We start from the raw sequence: 24,399 nt of genomic DNA, 5'->3' as shown, positions 1-24,399 counted from the left end.
TTAACTTATGTTCAATTTCTCTGCAGGGCTTGTGGAATATCAGTTGAAAAAGCATACCGCCCGCTGTGAGACAACATCGCTCATAAAGTTTAACCGGTTTTTGGTGCAGTCTATGACGTGGATTATATCGCCGAATCTGCTCTGCTCGCCGAGAATCTCGTTTATGATGTTCGGCTCAGAGAGCAGCCGCTGCCGGTTGAAGGTAACTCCCTCTGCTTTTGGGAAAAGTGCCAGATAAAAGATTCCCGTTTCTACAAGGTCCTGGAAAAAGTGCGTCCCGAACGAGAGCTCGGGCATGAGGTTGCTGCCCTCATACGCCATCTCAACCAGCACCGATGTGTTGTTTATCTCGGAGAAGCTCACCGGCACACCCAGGCTCGGCGTGGTCGTGCCCCATCTGCCCGGGCCCATAAGCATATTTACCGAGTCTGACCGGTCGAGCCGGCGGTTTACGCGGCCGATTTCACGGGCAAGGGTGTATTTTTCGCTGTTGTCCAGGCCGATAAACTTTGCCGGATGTATGTAGATTATCTTGTCAATTTTCTGTGAAATGCTCCCGCCCATGCTGGAGCCGGTTGTCTCTAACAGGATTTTATCCTTTTCGAGAGATTCGGGTATTTTTACGTTCGCCGCGATGCCTTTTGCCTGTAGAGGGCGGCACTGAACGAGGTTTACCCTGAAGCTCTTGGGACCGTTGAAATTAACCGTAAATTCCATATCAACAGGGTAGTTATAAACCTTTTCAATGGTTTTGAGCATCCTCTGCATAAGGGCGCAAAATTGCGTTTCGCTGAGCAGTTTTTTGAACGTAAGCACGTATGAAGTCTGCGGCTTTATATTTCTCTCCCGCAGCATCTTTTCGGCTTCGAGGTCGTGTTCTGCCATCATATCAATATTCAGCTCGGGGCAGCGGTGAAGCAGGGAGTTAGCCTTTATCGTTCGATGAGTGTTCGTCTGGAAGTCGAGAATATCAACCTTTCGCTGGGAGAATTTGCGGATATCCTCAATATCAGCCTGCGGACGCAGCAGCGGGTCATCGAGAGCGATTATTCTGGGATAGTCGTCTTCAACACGGTCAACCGCCCGGGTTCCAAGCCCCGTCACCAGCCGCAGCATACCGGCCTTAGGGTCAAGGTGAGGCTTCCAGACAAAAGTGTTGTACGAGATTCCAACGCCCGCCATATCGGGGAAGAAGAAATCGCCGCGGTATGAGCCGGAGACCCTCTGGACGAGGATTGCCATCTGCTCGTCTTCCTGATCAAGGCCGCGGCGTTTGCGGTAGCTCAGCGCGTTATCGCTCATAGTACTGGCGTAGATATATTTAACTGCCGCCTCGAACGCCGCGAAACGCTCTTCGGGGCTGCCCTGATTTACCAGAAATACACTCTCATACTTGCCGGCGAAGGCGTTGCCGAACGAGTCTTCCAGCAGACTGCTGGATCGGACGATTATCGGAGACTGGCCGAACGAATCCATCATCTGCTGAAAACTGTCGCGAACGCTGTTGGGGAATCTGCCGTTTAAAAGTTCTTCACGCAGAGCAGCGGCGAGTTTGAAGTATCCCTCGGGCGTTTTCTGATCCATACGCAGTTTCCAGCAGCCGTTGTCCACGATATACGTATAAAAGACATCCGAGCCGATATAATACGAATCGTGCGGCTCGATATACTCTGACCATGCGAAATCATCGCTTCGCAGGAGAATGTTCTGCGCGAGCAGCATTCCCGCCGCCTTGCCGCCGATATAACCGGAGCCGATAAGGCGGGATTTTATCGTCAAAAGCTGCTCAAGCGAGAAATACTCAACCGCCAGCTTGAGGATTCGCGACTCCCTGCCGATCATGATTTCGCAGAGCTTTTGTCTGGTTTCGCGGATCTGCTCCGACGCGGCGGAAGGATTCTCCAGAAGCTCCTGCGCATCGAGAAAGAGCTTGTCAAAGTAGTCAATGCTTGATTGGGTCAGAGTGGCGGTGTTGGCGGAGATATGTTCAAACAGCCGCGAGCAGTCAACACTGGAGGTGACCGCGTTGAAATTGTCTCCCTCCTTTTTGTGCGGCAGAAACATTGTGGGCGAGTGGCGGTTCCAGACCTTTACCGGGTGTATGTAGTAGCTGCCCTCGAAGTGGTGCAGATCCAGCAGCAGCTGGGTGGTGTCGCGGATTTTGGCGACAGTTTCGTGCGAATGTGAATCGCGGAGGATTCCGAAATAGGCGATAGTATCCAGCTCGTAGAGATACGGGCAGGTCGCCTTGAAAAAATTGCCGATCATAAGGTCCGTCGCCCAGGGATCCTGAAGCTCTGAAAGACAGTCAAAAACGTAGTAAGCCCCTATGCCGGCATCTTTTATGATATTGTGGATGCGTGATGTGAACGTCTCGAACCCCTCGGCGGCATTCATGGTGTGCCTTTCGACATCGGGCCGGTCGGGAATTATCGGTTCATGCGTGGCGAAACGTATGTAGATTACCCTGCGTTTTTGGGCGAGGGACTCCTCCACGAACGGCACCGCGAACCGGCGGTAGTCGTCCACACTGTCAACCTGCCAGACGACATTGTCGCCTATCATCAGGTTGCATAATACTTTATCAAGACCGGGAAAACCGGTGCCCGCTGTTCTTGCCATAAAATACCTTTCATAAAAACTCCAGTTGCGGCAAGTATATCAAATATTGGCTATTTTGAAATTGTGTTTTTCATATTTCCTGCCCTTTCAGGGCTGTCGGTCCGCGGCAGGCGGTGGTGACAGGCGGCGGCATCTGCTATTTGCTTGCATAGAGCTGATTTGATTTTATAATATCAAAAATGCAGGCAAAGCTCTCAATCATAATACCGGCATACAACGAAAGTGACCGCATCGTCCGAACGGTGAGTGAGCTGCTCGAGTTTGCCGCTGCAAATCCTGCCGTCAACCTGACGGAGGTGATCGTTGTTTGCGACGGCTGCAGCGACAACACCGAGGAGAAGGTAAAGACTTCTATCGATTCAAGTATTGTATCTACAATAAGTTATGCAAAGAATCAGGGCAAGGGCTTCGCTGTACGCACCGGCGTACTGGCAGCAAAGGGCGAGATTATCGGTTTTATGGATGCTGACGGTTCGACATCGTTGGAAGAGATTCCCCTTTTCACGCAAATTCTAACCGAGAGCAGGGCGGATGTAGTTATAGGTTCCCGGAGTCTGCCCGAATCTAACATAACCCGCCGCCAGCCGTTTTACCGCTGGCTGCTGGGCAAGTGTTTTTATCTGTGCACACTCTGGATAGACCATCTGCCCTATCATGACACGCAGTGCGGGTTTAAATTTTTTACTGCCGACGCCGCCAGATCGCTTTTTGAGCCTCTGATATCAAAAGGATTCGAGTTTGATATCGAAATACTCGTAAGAGCGGCACATCTGGGGCTTAAGATTCAGGAAAAACCCGTTACCTGGCACAACGATCCCCGCTCAAGCGTCTCGGTCATAAGGGATGGATTCAAAACATTGATTTCGCTTTGGAAATTCCGCCGAATTTAAACGAAACGGATTTCCAGGGCGTCGCCGGGGCTATGTTATTCAAGCCTTACAGACTTGGGGAATATGCCTCAAATATCAATCGGCGATATTCTTTACAGCCGCAGGGGTTGTTTTCTGTGGTTTTAGGCTTTACTTTGTTTACAGTTTTGCATATATTACTTTCTATAATAAGAAGAGATGTAAATCTTTTATATATATTTACAAAGGAAAAATATGGAAAGCATTGAACTCGAGCCTAAACCACAAAAGAATACCCTGAAACTTTCTATTATTTCAATGATACTTGGGGTGTTATCCTTAGTGTTTTTTGTTCTTTTTATTCCTTTTTTAGACTTTCTGTTGGCCATATCTGGGCTGATTGCCGGAATCATTGCACTGAGAAAAATAAAAAAGAGTGCAGGGATATTCGCCGGCCGCGGTTTTGCAATAGCCGGAATTGTGACATCCTCAATAAGTTTTCTCAGATTTATCTTATTTATTGTGTTCATGTTCTTGGTAGCGTTTCCATCTGGTTTAAAAGATAGAGACCCGCAATCTATAATCGAAGACGGAAGACTGGCTCAACTTCCTGAATCAGCTTTTGGCGTAAAAGCTGAAGGCTGGAGCAGTATGTTTACCGGGGATGACTACATGATGTTCAAAGCCGACCCGGAAGATATAGAAAAATTTATAGCAGATTCTCCAAGCTTAAAAGGCATTGAGCCGGAACTGTTTTCTCCTGAAAAACAATATATGCCTTATCCCGAAAAAGATGATTTTGAGACCGACCAGGAGTTTTTGGAACATTGTAAACATTCATATTACCATATAGGTGGTCATTTGCCATATAGGTGGTCATTTGCCGCAGTGGTATAGACCGATGATCAGAAAGAAAGGCCGCCGATATGAAATCCCTGCAAAGGATTCTCATAATTGGGGCAATGTTATCATTGACGATGAAACCGGAACTGTCTATATCAAAGTCACCTGGTCCTGAGTAAAGTAAAGGGGGGATGAAAGGGGTGAAAGATCTTTTTCTTAAGTACATCATGTATATTATCTAATAACAAGACTTTCTCAAGCCTGAAGGGCTTGAATATCATAGCCCAGGGCAACGCCCTGGGGAGCTGAATCGCCGTACATCCCTTGCCTGACCCGCACTGGCGGCGGCGGTGCGGGTCAGGCAAGGGACATTAACGCATATACACATAGGGCGGTGCCCTATGCTATGATATTTCGCACCGTTGGTGCTGCGGGACCAGACTTTGCTTTGCCCAAACCGTAGAGAGAATTCACGAATTCTCTAAAAACTGCAAGCCAGCCAGAAGTGGAAATTCAGATAACAGATTCTTTTTAGCATAATAATACATTGCCAGGATTATTACACGTAAACCCCTTATTGTCAATAGAATTATACTAGTTATTGTCGGTGAATGTTTGACAGAGAGCTAATCGCGGAGCGTCAGCTTTTGTCCTTCAAATACTATGTTTCGCCGCAACAGCATTAGAAATCCGTGCAGCGCTGACGCTTGCCGCCGCACTTCAGAGATAATGCCGCGTACAAAATTTTCGCATGAGCCGGTTTTGTCTCGAAATTTGAGTGAAAATGCGTATAATTTTGTGCTTATTGTATATAAAAAGACGAAAAACAGTAAACACTGGGATAAACATATATGGCTAAAAAGGCAAAAATGACATGGAGCGGCTTTTCGCTGCAGCCGCGTAAAGAAATGCCTCAGGGCGTATGGATTCAATGCCCGCAATGCAAGGAAACCCTTTTCCGCAAGAAGGTTAAGGAAAATAGAGAGGTATGCCTCCACTGCGCGTATCATTTCCGTATCGACGCGAAAACCCGTATCAGCCAGCTTGCCGATGAGGGTAGTTTCGAGGAATTTGACGCGATGCTGACCACTTCAGACCCACTGAATTTCCACTTCCGCGGCACCACCTACGCCGAACGTGCCGCCCAGGACCGCGAAAAAACAGGCTCTATCGAGGCAATCAGGACCGGACGGGCGTTTATCCGCGGCCGCCGCGTCATACTGGCAGTTATGGACCCCAGCTACCTTATGGGCTCAATGGGTGAGGTTGTCGGCGAGAAATTCTGCCGTGCGGTTGATGCCGCGATGGAAAAGAACCTGCCCTTTATTTGCGTTTCATGTTCCGGCGGTGCGAGAATGCACGAGGGCGTAATCTCCGTTCAGCAGATGGCGAAAACCTCCGCCGCACTTGCCAGGCTCGATGAGGCTAAGGGGCTGTTTATAAGCGTGCTCTCAGACCCGACAACCGGCGGCGTGAGCGCCAGTTTCGCGATGCTGGGCGATGTGATAATCGCCGAGCCAAAAGCGCTTATCGGCTTTGCCGGCCCGCGTGTAATCAAACAGACGATAAATGTTGACCTGCCGGAGGGTTTCCAGACAAGTGAGTTCCTGCTGGAGCACGGTTTTGTGGATATGATCGTTGACCGGCGTGAGCTCCGCGGCGAGATAGCCCGGCTCATCGACTATTTCGGGAAGGGCTACTGATGGCGTATTTCCGCAGCAATATCGAGGCGGCCGCCGGATATGTGCCCGGTTTTCAGCCGGAAAATCCGGATGTCGTTAAGCTCAATACCAATGAGAACCCCTATCCTCCATCGCCGAAGGTGCTCGAGGCGCTGGCGGCAATAGATCCGGAAAAACTGCGAAGATACCCCAGGCCGCTGGGCGATGAATTCCGTAAATCCGCCGCGGCGGTACTTGATGTCAAGCCGGAAAACATAATCTGCACCAACGGCGGTGATGATCTGCTGACGATATGCCTGCGGAGCTTCTGTGACGGCGGGCGGCCGCTGGTCTATGCCTCGCCGACATACACGCTTTACCGTGTGCTGGCGCAGATACAGGATTGCAGGGTAATTGAGGTGCCGTTCACAGACAAGGGCGGTCTGCAGACAGAGCAGCTCGCCTCGCAAAACGCCGGAATGGTGATCGTCTGCAACCCCAACGCGCCGACGGGGGCGTTTATCCCGCCGGCACAGATAGAGGAGCTTGCCCAAAAGCTCAATGGCCGCTCTGTGCTGCTTGTTGACGAGGCTTATGTGGATTTCGCCGAAGATAACTGCGTTTCGCTGGTCAAAAAATACAATAATGTAATAATACTGCGTTCCATGAGCAAGGGTTATTCGCTGGCTGGAATACGGTTCGGCTTCGGCATCGCTGATGAATCACTGATCTCCGGTATGCTCAAGGTCAAGGATTCTTATAACGTTGACACCCTCGCCCAGACCGCGGCAAACGCGGCGATACAGGACCGGCAGTACTTCAAAAAGAATGTAGCCGGGATAATAGAGCAGCGCGAATGGCTGGCGCAGCAGCTCCGGGGGCTGGGATTTGATGTGCCGCAAAGCAGCACCAATTTTCTGTTTGTAAAACCCGCTGGCGGCGACGCTGAAACAATATATAAAAAATTATGTGATAAAAATATCTATGTCAGATACTTCAGCGATCCGGAGATAAGCGAGCGGCTGCGAATCACCGTCGGCACGGCCCGCCAGAACGAAAAACTTATAGAAGCACTGAAAAATATCTTGTAAACCCTCAGCGGTTAAGTTAAACAGGTGAGAAAATGGACAGAACAGCAGAAATAAAACGCAAGACAAACGAGACAGATATAAAACTCAACATCAATCTTGACGGTGAGGGGCGCTACGATATAAATACCGGTGTCGGCTTTCTTGACCACATGATCGCGCATCTGAGCAAGCACAGCGGCATTGATATAAACATATCAGCCAAAGGCGATTACGAGATAGACGACCACCACACTGTAGAGGATGTCGGCATTGCACTGGGCGGCTGTATCGATAAGGCGCTCAGCGACAAGAAGGGTATCCGCAGGTACGGTTTCAGTGCTGTGCCGATGGAAGATGCTCTGGCTGAAACGGCGATAGACCTTTCGGGGCGGCCGTTTTGTGTGTATAACGCGGCGTATCCGACGGAGAAGATCGGCACTTTCGACACAGAGCTTATCGAGGAGTTTCTGCGGGCGATGGTCAACAACGCGAGACTGAATCTCCACGTTAATGTGCGGTACGGCACCAACAGCCACCACATCGCAGAGGCGGTTTTTAAGAGCCTTGGCCAGTCGCTGCGGAAGGCCGTAAGGGTGGTATCCGACGATATACCCAGCACGAAAGGCACGCTGTAATCTGAAATATGATATCTCAAATTTCAAATTTTCGGGTTGAGATGTTTGAACAATAAAATCATGAAATGAACCGAATACGGCAATGAGAACAGACGATTTTAAATACATATACCGCGTCGGCCTGGGCACTGATATTCACGCCCTTGCCAAAGGCAACCGGCTGATGCTCGGGGGCGTTTTCGTCGAGCACCACTCCGGCCCGATCGCCCACAGTGACGGCGATGTCATCATACATGCCGTCATAGACGCGATCCTCGGAGCTACCGGTATGGGCGATATCGGCGAGGTGTTCCCGGACGATGACCCGGAATTTGAGGACATGGACAGCGGCGTAATGCTCTCGAATGTAACCCGCAGGATCGAGGAAGACCGCTGGGAGGTGGTTAACCTTGATGTGACCGTAAAGGTGCAGGCGCCGCGGCTCAAGGAATATAAACCCCAGATGAAACGCTCGCTGGCATCATTGCTGGGAATGGATTTTGCCGCGGTAAACGTAAAGGCCAAGACCAATGAAGGCCTCGACGCGGTCGGCCACGAAGAAGCAGTAGAAGCCCTGGCGGTTGTACTGCTGCGACAGAGACAGCGGAGAACGCTTTGAAATAACAGGCATTAGGCAAAAGGCAATAGCGTATAAAACAATCAGAGCCGTTCTTCACTTGTTTATCAATATTACCAGAATGTGAAACAAGTGAAGAATTATGGAGCGGTTAGTTTAGACAGCAGACAATATGCAATAATTAGACAGGATTAACAAGATAACAGGAAGCATTTTAGATGGCTTTAAAATTTTATAACTCGCTTACAAGACAAAAAGACGTATTCACCCCTCTCAACGAGGGCCGTGTCAGCATGTACGTTTGCGGGCCTACGGTTTACGGGGATTCCCACTTAGGCCACGCAAAAAGCTACATCAGCTTTGACATCATATACAGATATCTCAAATACCTCGGCTACAGCGTAACCTATATCCAGAATATAACTGATGTTGGACATCTCACCGATGATGCGGACGAGGGCGAGGACAAGCTCCAGGTCGCGGCGAAAAAAGAACGCATCCACCCGATGTCGCTCGCCGAACACTACACCGCCAGCTATTTCGAGGACATGGACCGGCTCAACTGCCTGCGGCCGGATATCTCGCCCAGGGCCTCGGGACATATCCCCGAGCAGATAGCACTGGTACAGAAACTTATGGACAACGGGCACGCATACGAGGTGAACGGGTCGGTGTATTTTGACGTCGCCAGTCACAAAGCCTACGGAAAGCTCTCGGGCAGAAACCTCGAAGATATGCGAAGCGGCACAAGGGTTGACGTTAAGAGCGAAAAACGCAGCCCCGCGGATTTTGCCCTGTGGAAAAAGGCAGAGCCAAACCATATCATGCAGTGGGACAGCCCCTGGGGCAAAGGCTATCCGGGCTGGCACCTGGAATGCTCGGTGATGAGCATGAAATATCTCGGCGAGACTATCGACATACACGGCGGCGGGCTGGAAAACAAATTCCCCCATCATGAATGCGAAATCGCCCAGTCCGAGGCGGCTAACGGCAAAGAATTCGTCCGCTACTGGCTGCATAACAACATGGTAACCGTTGACGGGACGAAGATGGGCAAGAGCCTGAATAACTTTATCCTGCTAAAACAGGTTTTCAGCGGCGAGCATGAACGCCTCAGCCGAGCCTATGACCCGCTGGCGGTGCGTATGCTGGTTCTCAACAGCCATTACCGCAGTCCGCTGGATTTCTCCGACTCGGCTCTGACCGCCGCACAAAGCGGGCTTGACAGGATAACCGAGTGCGTAAAGTCTCTGCGAAAGGCAATGGAAAAGGCAGACGACGGTGAGGCGGATGCCAAGGTGCTAAAACAGCTTGAAGGTTTCCAGCATCGTTTCCGCAAGGCGATGGACGACGATATAAATACATCGGTCGCGCTCTCGGTGATATACGAGATGGAGAAGATGACCTCGACACTGCTGCAAAAGGGCAGGCCGAATAAAAAAACGCTCGCGGCGGTAAACGATATGTTCAACTGTCTCGGGGGAGACGTTCTCGGTATCGTTCTCAAGGAATACCCCCGGGAATCAGGCATAAACCAGGATTTGCTGGATTATCTTATGGGTCTGGTCATAGAACAGCGCGCAAAGGCCCGCGAAGAAAAAGACTGGGCAAAAGCCGATGAAATCCGTGATAAGATGGCGGCTTTCGGTGTTACCTTCAAGGACACCCCCGCCGGAACAGATTACGAGATAAAATGAGACTATTAGGCATAGACCCCGGGCTGAGAATATGCGGATACGCGGTTATAGACGCGGATATTCTCGGCGAAAAACTCATCGAAGCGGGTACATTCCGCGCCGACCCTAAACTTGAGCTGGCGATGAGGCTCGACCAGATCGCTACGGATATTGACAATATTTTATCAAGCTACGAGCCGGATATGATGGCGGTAGAAGAGCTGTATTCGCATTATGCCCACCCTAAGACCGCCATACTGATGGGACATGCCCGCGGCACAATTTTTCAGCGGGCGGCCGCGGCAAATGTACCGGTGAAGGGCTTCTCGGCTACAAGAATAAAAAAATCCATCACCGGCAACGGCAGAGCTACAAAACAGCAGATGCAGCGGTCTATACAAACACTGCTGGGGCTGGCCGAAATGCCCGAACCGGCAGACGTGGCGGACGCGATTTCAATCGCCCTGTGCTGCGCCAATACGCTGAAGATCGAAACAGATACAATAACAGACATACGAAAATCAAAATTCTAACTGTTTCATCATTTCAATTATCATATTTTTATTTATGATAAGATAAACGGAAAATAAAACACGTTTTATGGTTTCAGAATATTTCAGGAAATAACAAATGGCTAATACCACAGCTTTTGAGAAACTCCACATATCGTTTAACGCGAGATTCGATGAATACGGCGACTGGCTGGTGCCCTCTGTTTACAGCGATGTAGATACCGAATACGCCGCGATACAAAACGGAATCGCCGCGGTTGATCTCAGTGCGTTCGGGCGTGTAAGTATCACAGAAGACTCGGAAATAGACGCACTTAACAGCATTACAGAGCTTGATATCTCGATGATGTATGAAAACAGCTGGGCTTATACCGCTGTTGTAACTCCCGGCAGGGAACAGGCAAAACCCGTACGCGTAATTCGCAAAATCTCGGAATATACCCTGCTGACAATGCCGGCGGATACACAGTACGTAATCTCAGTTCTTGAGTCAGTAAACGGCTCCGGCGACGGTATCAGGGATATCTCGGCAAAGACAGCTATGCTCGGCCTTTACGGTCCCAAAGCCCTTGAGCTGGTAACGAAGATTCTGCCCGTCGATATTTCCGGCATCGAGCCTGGCCAGGTCATGGTGCACAAGGTGTTTATGATGAACCTTACAGGCATACGCGGCTCCTGGGCCGGCGGCGACGGAGTCGAGATTATATGCCCGTCAATGGCGGCGCAGCTTGCCGGCAGCTCGATCGAAAAATACAGCGGCCGCTACAACATCGTGCCTGCCGGTATGGAAGCACTTACCCGGGCTATCAGGCAGTCCGATATGCCGAACAAACCGGAATCGCTCAAGTGATTTTATGAAAAGCTATGTTTTCCGAGGTTTTGTATCGGCTACGGCGGGAGGTCAGAGCCTTTCAAGCCGTTATTTGAGGGATATTACCAAAGCGATTTCGTCGCAGTTGTCCTGTTTGGGGCACATCGCGCAATCGCTCCAGACCTTCATGGGCAGCTCAAGACGGTTTACACGGTGAAAGCCGAGTTTCTCGAAAAATTGCGGCTCAAGTGTCAGGGCAAAAACATCTTTTATTCCCAGAGAACGCGCCTTTTCCAGACAGAATTCAACAATTGAGCGGCCGATGCCCTTGCCCTGGCAGCCTTCGGCGACAGCGAGTGATTTTATCTCTGCAAGGTCTTTCCAGACCACGCTCAGCGCGCCGCAGCCGAGGACCCGGCCGTCTTCTTCGGCAACGGCAAAGGTCTGGATAAGCTCATAAATGCTTGCCATGCTTCTAAAAAGCATCTTGTCAAGCTCGGCATAACGAGAGATTAACTCGTTTATCGCCTCGGCATCACTGGTTTTTGCTTGTCGTATTATCATAGGCGGCTATTCTAACAAAATTCCGGAATGATTACATCATTTTTTTTATATTGCTCTCTTGCGGGCAATGTGTTGCTTGTCGTCTGCCGGTTTTTATCTGCTTTCCATCGCCGCTGACCTTGCGGGTGAATCGTTGGGGGGCTTTTCTGATACCGTCAGCAGGTTTCTGCCCGCCCAGGAAATAGCAACCGAGCCCAGCGGGGCGGTTAAGAGGATACTCATCGCCGCGACCGCCAGTATAATCTCGCCCGGGCCGGTATCCATATTTCCCGCTTTCATAGCCGCCAGAGGCGCCGCACCGATTGCCGCCTGCACCGTGGCTTTGGGCAGGTATGAAACGCCGAGAAAAACCCGTTCTTTAGCGTTAAAGCCGCTGCCGAGCATACAAATCTGCACGGCGATACTGCGTCCGATAAGGCCGATGCCGATAACCGCAGCGCCTGCCAGGCCCGCCTTGAGGGCTACGGGCACGTTTACTTCTGTGCCGACGAATATAAACAGAAGCAGCTGGGCGAAAACCCAGATTTTACCCAGTTTTGATGAGAGCTCATGTGCGAAATGCTCGCGTTTTTCCAGTATAATAAAGCCCATAGTCATTATCGCCAGAAGTGAAGCGAAGGGGAAATATCGCTCTATGTACCGCTGAAAGCTCAGGATAATTACCGAGACACCCAGCAGTATCAGTACGCGTTTTGTGGCCCGCGGATTGAACTTCTCGAAGAACCTGCAGAACAGAACCCCCGCCGCGATTCCTGCACAGATTCCGGTTATAATAGATATGGGCAGATGAGCGGCCTGTTTTGCGATGCTCACGCCGGCTCCTGTGTACATGCTGATAAACGAGCCGCACAGCAGTATCGCGACCGCGTCATCGCATGATGCGCCGGCGAGAATCAGCGTTGGTGCTCCCTTGTCATCGCCGCGGCCTTCTTGGATAAACCTTATCATCAGCGGCACGATCACCGCAGGCGATACGGCACCGAGTACGGCTCCGAGCATAGCCGCTTCCAGACGGGTTATCCCCAGCAGCATCGGCGCAAAGAGTGTAACAGCGGCGACTTCAAAGATACACGGCACAAACGCCATCAAAGCCGCGCGGAAACCAACCCGTGCCAGTGCCTCTTTGCTCATCTCCAGCCCCGCCCGCAGCAGTATCACCACCAGCGCAATCATTCGCCAGTCTGCCGCGACTGACCTTGTCTCGGGGTTTATCTGGTTGAAAAAATGCGGCCCCATAGCCACACCCAGTATCAGCAGGCCCACCAGTCCGGGCAGCTTTATTTTACGAACGGCCCATTCTACAATAAGGCCAAGAAGTATAAGCTCTGCGATTCCTATTGCCATAAGCCCTTTTTAGGTAAATTTCTCTATCAGTTTTTCGGCCTTGTCCCGGTTCTCTATGTTATCGTTGAGACAATAAACTATATTGTCCAGCCTGCCTGTCTGGTCGGCTATCCTGTCCAGAAGCTCATACGGTTTATCGCTCAGGTGCGAGATAAGCTGTATCTTTTTTCCGGCATCGGTGATTTTCTTATGCACCTCGGGCCAGTCCTCAAGCGGTTTCTGGCCGGCGCCGGGTATCCACTGAATGCCCTTTAGCGATTCGATTTCCAGAAGGCTCTCAAGATGCACAAGCTCGCCTGGGCCGTCAAGGTGATAAAACGCGTTGTCGAGTTTATCAGATGTGGCCTCTAACTCGGGCTTTACGAACCGCTCGAACATGTCCGGCCCGATCATGTAGCAGAAATCGCACTGAAGCATATAGTGCGGCTTTTCGGAGAAAAAGCCCGCCCAGGTAGAATAGCCCGGGTTAGTATCCTGTGTGATGGTGTTGAGCTCATCAAAATATTTCCACCACATCTCGTGCGCCCGCCAGTTGAGCTGTTCGACTAACTCCGGCGCATCGTAAAGATCGAGCAGAAGTTTTTCGGACGGGCGGAATGTCGAGAGGATATCCATATTGCCGCCAAGATCGGTCATTGCGATTTCAACGATTCCCTGCCATCTTTCCGCTCCGGCAGAGATGATTTCCTTTGTCCGTTTGAACCACGGGTTGTCGGGGATGTAATCAAACTTTATCTGGGAGAGTTCGGGGCTGCCCACAGGGTGAAACCATGCGGTATTGTCGCCGTTTTCGAGCTCTGCGCCCATATACGCGGCTATTACGCCCGGGCCGAAATTGGGAAAGAATACCGGAAACGCGTCTCCAAGGAATTCGGTGCCGCAGAACCAGTAATCGATTGCGTCGATGACTTCCTCCGCCGAAATAGACATATCATAGAATGATGTGAAATGATGATACGGGTGCCGCGGCCTCTCTCGGCCGGGGTCTCTGCCCGCCAGACGGGCAAGAATCAGCGGCCTGCCAAGTGTACCATCCCACCAGGCGTTTGTGTCCTGTTTAATTGTTTCCCAACGCTGCGAGTCAAAATTTATTGCCATGCTTTAGGTTCCCTGATTTAAAGTCATTTCAAATTTCAGATTAATATTTGACAGGATTACAGGATTTACAGGATATAAAATAATTAAATAAGATCATGTTAATCTTGTTAATCCTGTCTATTTATTGTCTTATGCCTGAGCTCACCGCTCCATAATTCTTTACTTGTTCCGCATTCTGGTAATATTGATAAACAAGTGAAGAACGGCTCTGAATCAACATCATTCCATTTCCGCGATGAATGCCGCGAAATCGTCCACTGATATGTTGAACGATACGGAGAATATATCGCCGGAAACAGAAGTATTGAGCGATGAGAAGAATTTCAACACTGCCGGAGGCACCTGGTCGGCGTGCATCTTCGCCGCGGCGACGGTACCCATAATCGCGTCTTTAAGCCCGCCGGCGACACGGGACGATGCAGTTGCGGAATCGCAGTTAAAATATACCGTATCGCCCGCTTCGCTTACAGTAAAGATCACATCTCCAAGATTGCTCAGCACCGGGTCTCTCATGCCCTTTTTTGCAAGTGAGGCTCCAAGCCCGCGTGTAACTCCGGCTACCATTGCCTCCGGCGGAAAAACCCGATTGAGCTGATTGAAAGATTTCAGCAGGCTCTTATCCTCTATCTGGCTGATCGTCTCGAGGACTTTTTCGCTGCCGAAAGATACCACCGCCCAGCCTTCGCAGGCAGCGCCGTACACATTCAGCCCGGACATGTCATCGACAACGCATTGATGCAGCACTTTGCCATCATGCTCGCCGGTTCTGTATGACCTGTAGCTCTTGAAAATCGAAAATAGCCGCTTCGGATCAAAATCGCCCTTTAGCAGGACCCTGATCCCGTCACTGGAATAATCGTTGTTGTAGATCGTTATCCGTTCGAGGTCATCGCTGAGTTCTTCTTCGCAGCGGCCGAGAAATTCGGAAACCGCTGTCTCCTCGTCCTCCATGTCAGCCGCGAGTTTTTCAAATTCGTCGTTGAGCCGTGAGCTGTAGAGCCTTTCGGCGTCCATACGAACCAGCCAGGCGACCTCGCCGCGGCACAGGCCGCAGAAAAGCGATGATAATAAAAAGAAGATTAAGCTGCGTTTCATAATAAAGCCTGATAAAGTGATTCTATGTATTTTCGGTGATTTTAAATTTATTATTTTGAAAGGATTACAAGATTAACCGGAAAAGGCAAAAGCCGCAGACTTGGCATTTGCCTGATACCGTAATTCTTAATTCTCCCCTGGCTGCATTTGCGGTGCAATTTTTTGTGTTGAACTCTGCTGCGCCTTTTTTATGAGCTCTGCCAGCTCTTCTGCCGGGTACTCATACGAGAGACTGATTTTGCTGCCGTCGTTTGAAATTTTCAGCGGCTGGAGCATTTTGGCAACGGGAGAATCCGGCTGCTGTTGAGCCTGCATACTGAACATCGCGGTCATGCCGGTAATCATCTGCTGAAGCTGTGCGGCGGCCTCGGGCGAGACGGCTGTAACGAGCGAATTCACATAGAAATTCCCGCCGTTCTCTCCGGCGGATATGACTATATCCTTTACCTGCCGTGCCATGGGGTTCTGCTGCGACTGCTGTTCGTCCATGTTTTTGCCGATATCTTTGGCCGTTACATAAAAATAAGCATTCTTTGACGCGGCGGTTTTGTCTTTCTCAATCAGCTTTGCCATCTGTGTCTGGCTGTTTTTATCCAGGCCGTCGAGTGTCTGGGTGAGTTTTGCCTTGTCCGTGGCGGCAACTATGAAGCTCTCGCTTATGATAGAGCCCGCCAGCTTCATATCTTCCTGTGTCCACTCGTGAACTGTGTATTTGCCGTGCTTTGATGTGCTGTGGGTGTTTTCTTTTTCGAGAAACTGCTCAATTTTTTCGGTTTTAAATTTGCCCTTGAGCAGCATAACGCCCTCTTCTTTGCCGAAACTCGTGTTGTACGCGGTGAAACTGGTCAGGTCTTCTATCGGATTAAATCCCAGCTCTTCTTCTGAAAGGCCGATAGATTCGGCAATATCCTTTTGCCGGCCCTCGCTGTCGGCGTCTTTCTCGAAGAATTTGTACAGGCTCGATTCACGCAGTTTTTCGATGTCTATGTTTATTCCCCATGCCGGCTCCTGTGCGGCAGAAGTACCTACAAATACAGATAAAATCAAAGCTGATAAAAAGATGCGTTTCATAATATTACCTTTCCTTTTGAAATTTCATTAAATAAAATTACGTTTAAATCTAATATATTACTCTATAAAATTACATTTTAACAAGAACTCAGAGATATGTTAGAAGATTTTCTTCACTTTTTGCCGAATTATGAATATAATACCCGCTTTAAATTAGAGATATAATTGAGTTAAATGGATAAGAAATGATATCGAACCAACTTGTTCCAATGGTAATTGAAAAGACCGGCCGGGGAGAGCGGGCCTTTGACATATACTCGCGCCTTCTCAAAGACAGGGTCATATTCCTTGGCGGGCCTGTGGATGACAACTCGGCGAATCTGATTATCGCCCAGATGCTGTTTTTGAGCAACGAGGAAAGCAGCAGCGATATTCACTTTTATATAAACTCTCCCGGCGGCTCGGTTACTGCCGGATTGGCGATTTATGACACGATGCGTTTTCTCCGCTGCCCGGTAGCCACATACTGCATCGGCCAGGCGGCAAGCATGGGAGCGGTTCTCTTCGCCGGCGGCACAAAAGGCAAACGCTACATGCTGCCAAACAGCCGGATAATGCTGCATCAGCCGCTGATAAGCGGAGTTATGCAGGGCACGGCAAGCGATCTCGAGATAGAGGCAAAAGAGATAATTCGTTTGAGGAAGCTAATTTATGAAATACTCTCGGAGCATTCCGGCGTAAAACCGGAAAAAATAGAGAAAGACTGCGACAGAAATCTCTGGCTCGAGGCTCAGGAATCAATCAATTACGGTCTCGCTGATAAGGTGCTCACAAAGGCACCCTCAACAGGTAAATAAATCTTGCCCCGTGAGGGGGCGTGATCAGTGTTTCTGTTCGCCCGTTTTGGTAAACTCAAACTTTAAAAGTAGTAATAATATTCAACTGTTTTGTGAGTCAGCACTATGCAGGTTTTGATAATACTTGCCGGGATGTGGGTCCTGGTTATCGGCTTTGACCTCGTTTATGAGCGGTTTTTCCGTAAGGATAATGTCCGCCAGGACGTTGCGCCGCTCACCGGTGAAAAGACAAAAGAAACCAGCCTCAGCATTAACCGTGACGAATCGGTGCTTATCGGCAATAAACTGGGCAAAATACGTGTTTCTTATCTTGGGCCTGATGATGACAACCGCATAAGGCTAAGCGTTACCACGCCGAAAAAGATCAAAGTGTTTCGCAAAGAGAAAAACGGCCATGAAATCCGCCGCGACAAGAAACTCTACCAGAAAGAGCTGGAATACTGGCGCCGCGAGGTGAGAAAACAGGACAAAATCCGCCGCGAAAAGGAATTCCTCGTACAGCCACGGGTTGATGAGTTGCTGCTCAAGAGTGATGACACAGCGAAGAAAATTGCTTCTCGCTGTGATGTGTCAGTTGATTTTGTGGAAAAACGCCGCGAAACCCTTGAAAACGCCGGCAGTTTTGACACACCCCTGTTTGATTAAGGCTGCATAATAGAGAGCATCTGGCGGTAGAGCCCGGCGGAGGCGGCTACCTCGTCGAACGAGACGGCCTCGTCCCTGGTATGAGCCCTTGCCAGTCTGCCGGGGCCGAGAATTACCGGTTTGCAGCCTGCATCCCGCAGTAGATTCGCGTCAGAATGGCTCTTGAAGGTTCCGGGTTTCCAGCCAATTCCCTGGTTTGAGTATGCTTTTTTGAGTATTTCCCACAATCTGCCCGACTGCTCGAGGCTGTAGCCGCCGGCAATGGTTGGAAACGTGATCTCATGGCTGGTAACCGCACCGCCGCAGAGGCACTCGTCGGCAAGTTTTTTCAGGGTACTTACAAATTCGCGGCTGTCCTGTTCGGGTTTTATGTGCATATCCAGCCATGCCTCACTGCTGCCGGGCACCGCGAAGCCGGATTCGGAGCTGTGAACGGAGCGTATGTTCATTACCGTCTCGGGGAATTCGGTCTCGATTGTCTCAGCCAGCCGCAGAAGCGTCCGCAAAAGGCTGAAAACCGCGTTCTGGTCGCGTCCTGCCATGGAGGCGTGCCGGCGTCTGCCGTAGGCCTGCACAAGCATTTCGATATAGCCGAAATGGTCGAAGCATGGAACCAGGTTTGTCGGCTCGGCGACTATCGCCCAGGGAAAACTCATAGCCTCGAGCATTGCGGCTGTGCCGTCGCCGTTGTCTTCTTCGCCGACGACGAGAAAGAGGGCTGTGTTTTCGATCTTGCCGCCGTTTTCGATATGCGATACAAACGCCTCTATCATCGCCGCGCATCCGCCTTTCATGTCGGCGGTTCCAAGGCCGAAGACCTCGCCGTTTTCTTCCTGGTACTCGTAGTTTTCTATATCAAATGCCGGCACAGTATCAATATGGCCTATAAACGCCAGCTCAGGAGAGCCGGGTCCGAAAACAACCTCGATATTGCGCCGCCCCTCGGTAACCTCCCGCATGGTGACGGGAAGATCGTTTTCATAGAGATAGCGTGCCAGATATTCGGTAATCTGGCCCTCTTTGCCGGTGGGGCTGTAGATGTTTACCATGTCCCTGAAAAGCTCGCGAAGCCGCTCTGTGTTTATCCTGCCGGGCATCACGAATCCTCAAGGTCAAGGTTAAGGCTCATATACACGTGGTCTATGGGGTTTGAAAAGCCCTTTTTCTCGAAGAAGCTGATCGCCGCGTCGTTGTCCTTCTGTGTATCGATAAGCAGTATCCGCACGCCGGCCTTTCTCATCAGCTCGCTGAACGCGTCAAACAGCGTGCCGGCAATGCCGTGCCGTGAGTAATCGCTGTCAACACCAAGCCATACGAGATGTCCGTAGGTCCATGCAGTGGCGTTTTTCTCGATAACCGTGCCCATCGCGAAGCCGACTAATTTGCCCTCATATTCTGCTACGAGCATGTGTTCGGGCTCGGAATTGAACAGACCGGTAACCTCGTATTCGTCCCATGTGCGGTAGAGGTTGGAGACTTCCCGCGGGAGAAAAAGTTTCTCGCCAAGGTGGAATATATCCGCCAAATCGTCTATTGCCGCCGGACGGATCTCTATATTCAGCGGTTTGTTGTTTGTCTCTGCCATAGAGTACATTATATAAAAAAATTGATCTTTGAAAGTAAAAAACTGTTTCATCTTTCCAGGCCCAGGGCAATCGCATCTAAAGTCCTTTATTTTGTTGTGTCAGCACGCGATATAGGTATTGCTCGTTCCAGCCGCAGCACAGCCTTCTGGTCTTTATGCCGACCTTGTGCTTGGTTTGCTGTTTTAGCAGATTCAGTGCTATTCGTGAGAGCCTTGCAAAATTTTCTGTTCCATAACCTTTTCTTATTCTCCTTTCATCGTCGGCAAAGCTGATATCTAAACACCAGTGCAAGGAGTTCTCTACCCCCCAGTGGCCCCTGATATATTTGAGTAAATTTGGCGGATTTTTGCAAGTCAGGCTTGATATGTAATACCGTTTCTCTACGCTTGTTTCATCTCCTATGCTCCTCTTTGCCTCCACACATATCAGGCTCTTGAGCCCGACCCAGTTCTTCTTTTCAGAGTTAAGGAATCCTACATTTGAAACAGCCCGCAATGTGCGTTCTTCAACCCTGCCGTGGCCTCCATCAGTTTCACTTGCAACAGTATATTGAATATTATAGACATTATCGTCTATACATTCATCAAAAAGGGTAACTGCATTTTTATGCAGGCCGGTCTGATTTGCCTTTAGCTGCAAGATATAGTCCCCATCATTTTCAATTACAGCATTAGCAATTTCCTTTTGGCAGCCCATAGCATCAGTTGTTACAACTGCACCATCTAAATCAATTAACTCCAAGAGCTTAGGTATAGCCGTTATCTCATTGCTCTTGGTTTCTGTTGCAATCTGCCCAATGACCATTTTGTTGGTGTCGCACCAGGCATTTACCATGTGAACAGCCGCTTTTTCAGATGCATAATCAACGCTTCTACGCATAGTCTTGCCGTCAATGGCTATGAGCCTGCCTTCACTCTTTTGGGCTAAGGCATTGACCCATTCGAGGAAGCATTGTTCAAATGAGTCGGGTTTGAGAGAAGAAAATACTCGTCCAAATGTGTCGTGAGAAGGAATGCCATTAGGCAAAGAAAGAAAACTTTTAAACCACTCTTCTTTGCACTGAGCGAACTCTTCAACCTGTGTCCATCCATCAGCGCCACAAATTATTGCACAAATTGCAATGGATAAAATATCGCTAAGCTCATGCTTGCGAGTACGCTCGACTCTGGGGTCTTCAATTGTCGAAAAATAGTCCATTAATCTGCGTTGGTTTTGTTCTTTTTTCATAATTTTCCTCGTTTTAACGTTGCAAAGATATAGAATACTATATATTATACTATAATGAAAAAGACAAAAAAAGCTATAAAATTATTAGAAAAAATCGCAAAAATAGAGCGAATGGAACGAGGGAAAATATGTCAGATGAAAAACCGGCAGCATTTCAACCACCAAACGTGGAAAAATGGAGCCAATGTTGTGCGATATGTCCCAAAGGATGAGCTTGAAGCACTGCAGGCTGACATAGATAGTTACAACCAATTCATGGACTTAGTGCAACAATATGCTGACGAAATCATACGGATAACACGCCTTGAAAGAAAAAATAACCGAAAAGCCTAAAAAATGATATTTTAGATGCGATTGCCCTGGAAGACGCAGTGGTTGATGGTAATGTAGATGCCGCGCCGGCAAAAAATGCCGCGTATCTTTACAGGAGCTTGTACATTTTCCCGGCCTGTTAGTTTCAGGATACGCGAGTTGCCGGACTAAAGAACTGCAATCTTGCAAATACCTGTTTTTACGTTACAATAGCCGTTATGATAAAACAAACTCAAAAAATAAACTTTGGAAAACGCAGCGGTCTCGAAGTTTACCCCGTCAGCATGGGAGCGATGAGATTTCCCGAAATGGACAAGGCAATTCCCCTTATCAGGCAGGCAATTGACGCCGGTATGGTATATATAGACACCTCCCGCGGTTACGGCGACAGTGAAATAAAGCTGGGCAAAGCACTTAAGGACGGTTACCGTGAAAAGGTGATCCTCTCGACCAAATGCTCACCGTGGGTTTTCAAGGCCGAGGACACCGACGACAGCTCGGCAGACTGCACGTATAAGCGTATTTTAGAGTCGATGCGGCGGCTGGATGTCGAGTATCTGGATTTCTACCAGGTATGGAACATTAACAGCCCCGAGAATTACGAAAAGGCAACCTGCAAAGGCGGGATGGTCGATGGTATCCGCCGCGCTGTGGACGAGGGGCTTGTAGGCCATATCGGCTTTACCACCCATGATGAGCCGGAGAATATCAGCCGCTATATCGACGAGGCTGACTGGTGCGAGGTCATACTTTTAACGTATAATATATTCAACCAGAAATACAAAGATGTGGTTGCCAAAGCTCATGAGAAGGGTATCGGCACGATAATCATGAACCCCGCCTGCGGCGGCATGCTGGCGGAAAATTCCCCGGTTATAGCCGATGCTGTAAAATCCGCCGTCGGCATAAGCGATGCGGTGGAAGCAGGGCACAGATACCTCAAAAGCGATCCGAATGTCGATACCATTATCTGCGGCATCACAAAACCGGAGGATATAGAGTCAACCATAGCCAATTTTAAGAAACCCGCCTTTGACGCCGCCCAGATCTCGGCCATTGAAAAAGCCATGAACAAGTTATCGCCCGATAATGCCAAAGTTTGCACGTCATGTAAATACTGTATGCCCTGTCCGGCGGGGATCGATATACCGGCAATGATGGATGTGGTTTTTCATGATAAGGTATTGAAGGTTCCCGGCATAGCAAAAGAGAAATACGACTGGCTGACCGGCGAAAATAACAAAAATGCCTCCAAAAAACCCTCCGAATGCACCGCCTGCAAAGAGTGTGAAGCCAAGTGCACCCAGAATATCCCCATAGCCGCTGAAATGGCATACCTCGCCCGCCGCGAAGAACAGAGTTGGAAATAACCGGATTTTTTTTAGAACGCAGGCAGTAGGGTAGAGCAAATTCACGAATTTGCTCCAGACGCTGCTGTCCATCTGTACGCCCAATAGCTCCCGATGGCCGCTGGTACCGCTCCTGTGTGTATTTCAGAGCCGCGAATGTCAATGAGCGGTTAGTCTATGTGCCGTATCACGACAAAATACCGTAATAAACGCTGTCTGCTGTGAGGGGTATAAATTCCTGCCGTTTTTTTACGGGCAAGTGCCGCCGTAGGTCGGGCTTCCAGCCCGACAAAGTGTCAGGCTGGAAGCCCGACCTACATTACTCGCGGCTCTGATGCGGTAAATGCAGTATGTGCGGTATTTTGGAGTGCGCGCGACAATGAGCGAAGCGAGGCGGCGCCGCTTTTATTCCGTTGAGCAGCATCTTATAAAACAGCGGTGTATTTGGGTGTATAACATTTTCAAAGCGGTGTCGCGCCGGCGCTTGCCACCGCATTCCAAAGTGTTTTTTACGCCCCCGTAAAGTTGCATTGCATGCGGCGATTTTGACTGTATCTCAGTTTTTAAGTCCATCATCTGCATAGAGTTGAGAGACGCAAGCATTGCGTCTCTACGATATTTTGTCAGTTTTTTGGTATTTAGAAAGTGCGCCTTTCTAAAGCGGTCTTACTTTGTTCCGGGGAGGGCTTCTACGAACTCGCAGGGTTCAAACTCGGCGATGGCGATTGTTGCCGTATTTCAATGTGTTACTAACTCCGGAGTGCTTTGATAACATTAAAGATTCTTTTAAGTGTGGAATGTTTTGTTATAATAAGCCGCAGCAGTTACTTGGCCGATAGTTTTTTCGGTTTTGATTAACATTTTATAGAAGCGGTATCTTGAATGAGAGCGAATTTTACTAAATATCAGGAAGTAACCTCCCGTCTGCGTGAAATGATAGATGAGATGTTTAAGGCCGGCCAGGTCAAACTCCCTACAGAACAGGCCTTAGGCGCTAAATGGGGCGTTAGCAGGGGTACGGTTAGAAAGGCGATGGAGGAGCTGGTTTCTGCCAGGATACTTCAGCGGATTGCCGGCTCGGGCACCTTTATAAACCGTGAGATGCTCAGTGACGGTGTGTTTGCCCGGAAAAACATCAAAACGGTAGTTCTCATATACGACATACTTGAGATATCGGATTTCCGGTACAGGATTATACGCGGCGTTGTAAAGGCGGCTAATTCAAAGGGATACGATACCGCTATTGCATCATTCGAAAACGCTATGGAGATATTCCGGGAGAAATTTTTCTCTACAGACTCCAAAGATACCGCGATGGTGAGCTGTAACTTCAGTACGGAGCATATCAATCAGATAAAGGAGTTTCCCGCACGCATTCCGTATGTAGCACTTAATGATTACAGGTACAGCGATATAGCCCAGTATGCGGTGCTGGGCAGGCCGTGGCTTGAGTACGGCCTGAACTATCTGCCGCAAATCGGCCATAAAAAGATACTTATCTTTCACGATATGCTCACAAAGCCCTATATAGAAGAGGTGCGAAACGCCGTGCGTGATGTAAAAGAGAAAACAGCGGCAGACCTTGATGTTACAGTCAAAGAGTGCCGGTATGAATACAATCGTGTCGTTTCCGAGCTCAACAGTATCTTTGTCCATAAAACCCAGCCGGCACCTACTGCTATACTGTGTCTTGATGACAAAATCGCCGCCTGGGCAATCTCACACCTGCGTAATATCGGCGTAAATGTCCCTGAAGATGTTTCTGTCCTGGGTACAGGCGATTTCGATATCTGTGAATCTACCTATCCCCGCATAACGACCACATCGCTCGATTACGACCTTATGGGGGAGATGGCGATTGATATGATAGATAAACAACTCGGCGGAAAAGCCGTTGACCAGAGCCTTTCTTTCGTCGCTAATAAGCTCATAGAGCGTGATTCTTGCAGGCCGATATGATGCAATTGCTTCAAAAACGTTTATTTTTAAGGCTGAATCAGCGAAAAAAGACAAAATGTATATAAATGTATAGTAAAATTTTAATGCTATTTAAGTCTTTATATATTAGTGATTTAAG

23 protein-coding genes are annotated in these 24,399 nt (G+C 49.3%); 14 read left to right on the top strand and 9 right to left on the bottom strand.

Features of this window, described 5'->3' with window-relative positions:
• Positions 1-39: 39 nt before the first annotated feature.
• A complete protein-coding gene (locus tag SMSP2_RS10035) occupies positions 40-2,622 on the bottom strand; it encodes a PEP/pyruvate-binding domain-containing protein (protein ID WP_146683823.1) in 2,583 nt (860 codons plus the stop codon).
• 179 nt (positions 2,623-2,801) lie between these two features.
• Here SMSP2_RS10035 and SMSP2_RS10030 point away from each other — a divergent pair, with 179 nt between their 5' ends.
• The 9 genes from SMSP2_RS10030 to SMSP2_RS09990 all read left to right on the top strand — a co-directional run bounded on the left by SMSP2_RS10030 (position 2,802) and on the right by SMSP2_RS09990 (position 11,273).
• Positions 2,802-3,512, top strand: coding sequence for a dolichyl-phosphate beta-glucosyltransferase (locus SMSP2_RS10030; RefSeq protein WP_146683822.1), 711 nt, complete (start codon positions 2,802-2,804; stop codon positions 3,510-3,512).
• 213 nt (positions 3,513-3,725) lie between these two features.
• Entirely contained in the window at positions 3,726-4,367 is a 642-nt protein-coding gene (locus SMSP2_RS10025; RefSeq protein ID WP_146683821.1) for a DUF4190 domain-containing protein, read from the top strand.
• 797 nt (positions 4,368-5,164) lie between these two features.
• Positions 5,165-6,016, top strand: coding sequence for an acetyl-CoA carboxylase, carboxyltransferase subunit beta (gene accD / locus SMSP2_RS10020; RefSeq protein ID WP_146683820.1), 852 nt, complete (start codon positions 5,165-5,167; stop codon positions 6,014-6,016).
• On the top strand, positions 6,016-7,065 hold the full coding sequence (hisC, locus tag SMSP2_RS10015) for a histidinol-phosphate transaminase (protein ID WP_146683819.1): 1,050 nt from the start codon (positions 6,016-6,018) through the stop codon (positions 7,063-7,065). The genes accD and hisC overlap by 1 nt, the downstream gene beginning before the upstream one ends.
• Before the next feature lie 32 nt (positions 7,066-7,097).
• The gene (gene hisB / locus SMSP2_RS10010; protein WP_146683818.1) at positions 7,098-7,679 is read left to right on the top strand and encodes an imidazoleglycerol-phosphate dehydratase HisB; all 582 of its coding nucleotides are present in this window, start codon (positions 7,098-7,100) and stop codon (positions 7,677-7,679) included.
• Positions 7,680-7,761: 82 nt separating this feature from the next.
• Positions 7,762-8,277, top strand: coding sequence for a 2-C-methyl-D-erythritol 2,4-cyclodiphosphate synthase (gene ispF, locus SMSP2_RS10005; RefSeq protein ID WP_146683817.1), 516 nt, complete (start codon positions 7,762-7,764; stop codon positions 8,275-8,277).
• A 176-nt stretch (positions 8,278-8,453) separates the two neighbouring features.
• Positions 8,454-9,932 carry a cysteine--tRNA ligase gene (gene cysS / locus SMSP2_RS10000; RefSeq protein ID WP_146683816.1) on the top strand — a complete coding sequence of 493 codons (1,479 nt, stop codon included), beginning with the start codon at positions 8,454-8,456 and terminating at the stop codon, positions 9,930-9,932.
• Entirely contained in the window at positions 9,929-10,444 is a 516-nt protein-coding gene (gene ruvC, locus SMSP2_RS09995) for a crossover junction endodeoxyribonuclease RuvC (RefSeq protein WP_146683815.1), read from the top strand. Before cysS ends, ruvC begins: the two co-directional genes overlap by 4 nt.
• Positions 10,445-10,541: 97 nt before the next feature.
• Positions 10,542-11,273, top strand: a complete 732-nt coding sequence (locus SMSP2_RS09990) for a hypothetical protein (protein ID WP_146683814.1) — start codon at positions 10,542-10,544, stop codon at positions 11,271-11,273.
• 69 nt (positions 11,274-11,342) lie between these two features.
• Here the strand turns inward: SMSP2_RS09990 and SMSP2_RS09985 are convergent, their stop codons facing one another.
• The 5 genes from SMSP2_RS09985 to SMSP2_RS09965 form a co-directional block, all read right to left on the bottom strand.
• Entirely contained in the window at positions 11,343-11,798 is a 456-nt protein-coding gene (locus SMSP2_RS09985; protein WP_146683813.1) for an N-acetyltransferase, read from the bottom strand.
• Positions 11,799-11,891: 93 nt separating this feature from the next.
• Positions 11,892-13,142 carry a cation:proton antiporter gene (locus SMSP2_RS09980; protein WP_146683812.1) on the bottom strand — a complete coding sequence of 417 codons (1,251 nt, stop codon included), beginning with the start codon at positions 13,140-13,142 and terminating at the stop codon, positions 11,892-11,894.
• Between the two features lie 9 nt (positions 13,143-13,151).
• Positions 13,152-14,240, bottom strand: a complete 1,089-nt coding sequence (locus tag SMSP2_RS09975) for a hypothetical protein (protein WP_146683811.1) — start codon at positions 14,238-14,240, stop codon at positions 13,152-13,154.
• A 219-nt stretch (positions 14,241-14,459) separates the two neighbouring features.
• Complete coding sequence (locus SMSP2_RS09970; RefSeq protein WP_146683810.1) at positions 14,460-15,335, bottom strand: hypothetical protein; 876 nt, start codon at positions 15,333-15,335, stop codon at positions 14,460-14,462.
• Positions 15,336-15,461: 126 nt separating this feature from the next.
• The gene (locus SMSP2_RS09965; protein WP_146683809.1) at positions 15,462-16,406 is read right to left on the bottom strand and encodes a hypothetical protein; all 945 of its coding nucleotides are present in this window, start codon (positions 16,404-16,406) and stop codon (positions 15,462-15,464) included.
• A 185-nt stretch (positions 16,407-16,591) separates the two neighbouring features.
• On the opposite strand from SMSP2_RS09965, the gene SMSP2_RS09960 reads away from it, so the two are divergent.
• Together SMSP2_RS09960 and SMSP2_RS09955 are read left to right on the top strand one after the other, a co-directional pair.
• Complete coding sequence (locus SMSP2_RS09960) at positions 16,592-17,203, top strand: ATP-dependent Clp protease proteolytic subunit (RefSeq protein ID WP_146683808.1); 612 nt, start codon at positions 16,592-16,594, stop codon at positions 17,201-17,203.
• A 105-nt stretch (positions 17,204-17,308) separates the two neighbouring features.
• Entirely contained in the window at positions 17,309-17,848 is a 540-nt protein-coding gene (locus tag SMSP2_RS09955; protein WP_146683807.1) for a carbon storage regulator, read from the top strand.
• Here the strand turns inward: SMSP2_RS09955 and SMSP2_RS09950 are convergent.
• From SMSP2_RS09950 to SMSP2_RS09940, 3 genes are all read right to left on the bottom strand, one after another.
• The gene (locus SMSP2_RS09950; RefSeq protein ID WP_146683806.1) at positions 17,845-18,945 is read right to left on the bottom strand and encodes a M20 family metallopeptidase; all 1,101 of its coding nucleotides are present in this window, start codon (positions 18,943-18,945) and stop codon (positions 17,845-17,847) included. The genes SMSP2_RS09955 and SMSP2_RS09950 overlap by 4 nt on opposite strands.
• Entirely contained in the window at positions 18,945-19,433 is a 489-nt protein-coding gene (locus SMSP2_RS09945) for a GNAT family N-acetyltransferase (RefSeq protein WP_146683805.1), read from the bottom strand. Before SMSP2_RS09945 ends, SMSP2_RS09950 begins: the two co-directional genes overlap by 1 nt.
• 76 nt (positions 19,434-19,509) lie before the next feature.
• Positions 19,510-20,661 (bottom strand): ISAs1 family transposase, encoded by a 1,152-nt coding sequence (locus SMSP2_RS09940; protein ID WP_146683804.1) that lies wholly within the window; start codon positions 20,659-20,661, stop codon positions 19,510-19,512.
• Between the two features lie 111 nt (positions 20,662-20,772).
• Between SMSP2_RS09940 and SMSP2_RS09935 the strand changes: the two genes are divergently transcribed.
• From SMSP2_RS09935 to SMSP2_RS09925, 3 genes are all read left to right on the top strand, one after another.
• Positions 20,773-20,994 carry a hypothetical protein gene (locus tag SMSP2_RS09935; protein WP_146683311.1) on the top strand — a complete coding sequence of 74 codons (222 nt, stop codon included), beginning with the start codon at positions 20,773-20,775 and terminating at the stop codon, positions 20,992-20,994.
• Positions 20,995-21,191: 197 nt separating this feature from the next.
• On the top strand, positions 21,192-22,343 hold the full coding sequence (locus SMSP2_RS09930) for an aldo/keto reductase (protein WP_146683803.1): 1,152 nt from the start codon (positions 21,192-21,194) through the stop codon (positions 22,341-22,343).
• A gap of 861 nt (positions 22,344-23,204) precedes the next feature.
• Complete coding sequence (locus tag SMSP2_RS09925; RefSeq protein WP_146683802.1) at positions 23,205-24,281, top strand: substrate-binding domain-containing protein; 1,077 nt, start codon at positions 23,205-23,207, stop codon at positions 24,279-24,281.
• The last annotated feature ends 118 nt before the right edge of the window (positions 24,282-24,399 follow it).

The organism is Limihaloglobus sulfuriphilus, assembly GCF_001999965.1.
Taxonomy (GTDB): Bacteria; Planctomycetota; Phycisphaerae; order Sedimentisphaerales; family Sedimentisphaeraceae; genus Limihaloglobus; species Limihaloglobus sulfuriphilus.
The sequence above is the reverse complement of the archived record's forward strand: the minus strand, read 5'-3'. Positions and strand labels throughout refer to the sequence as shown.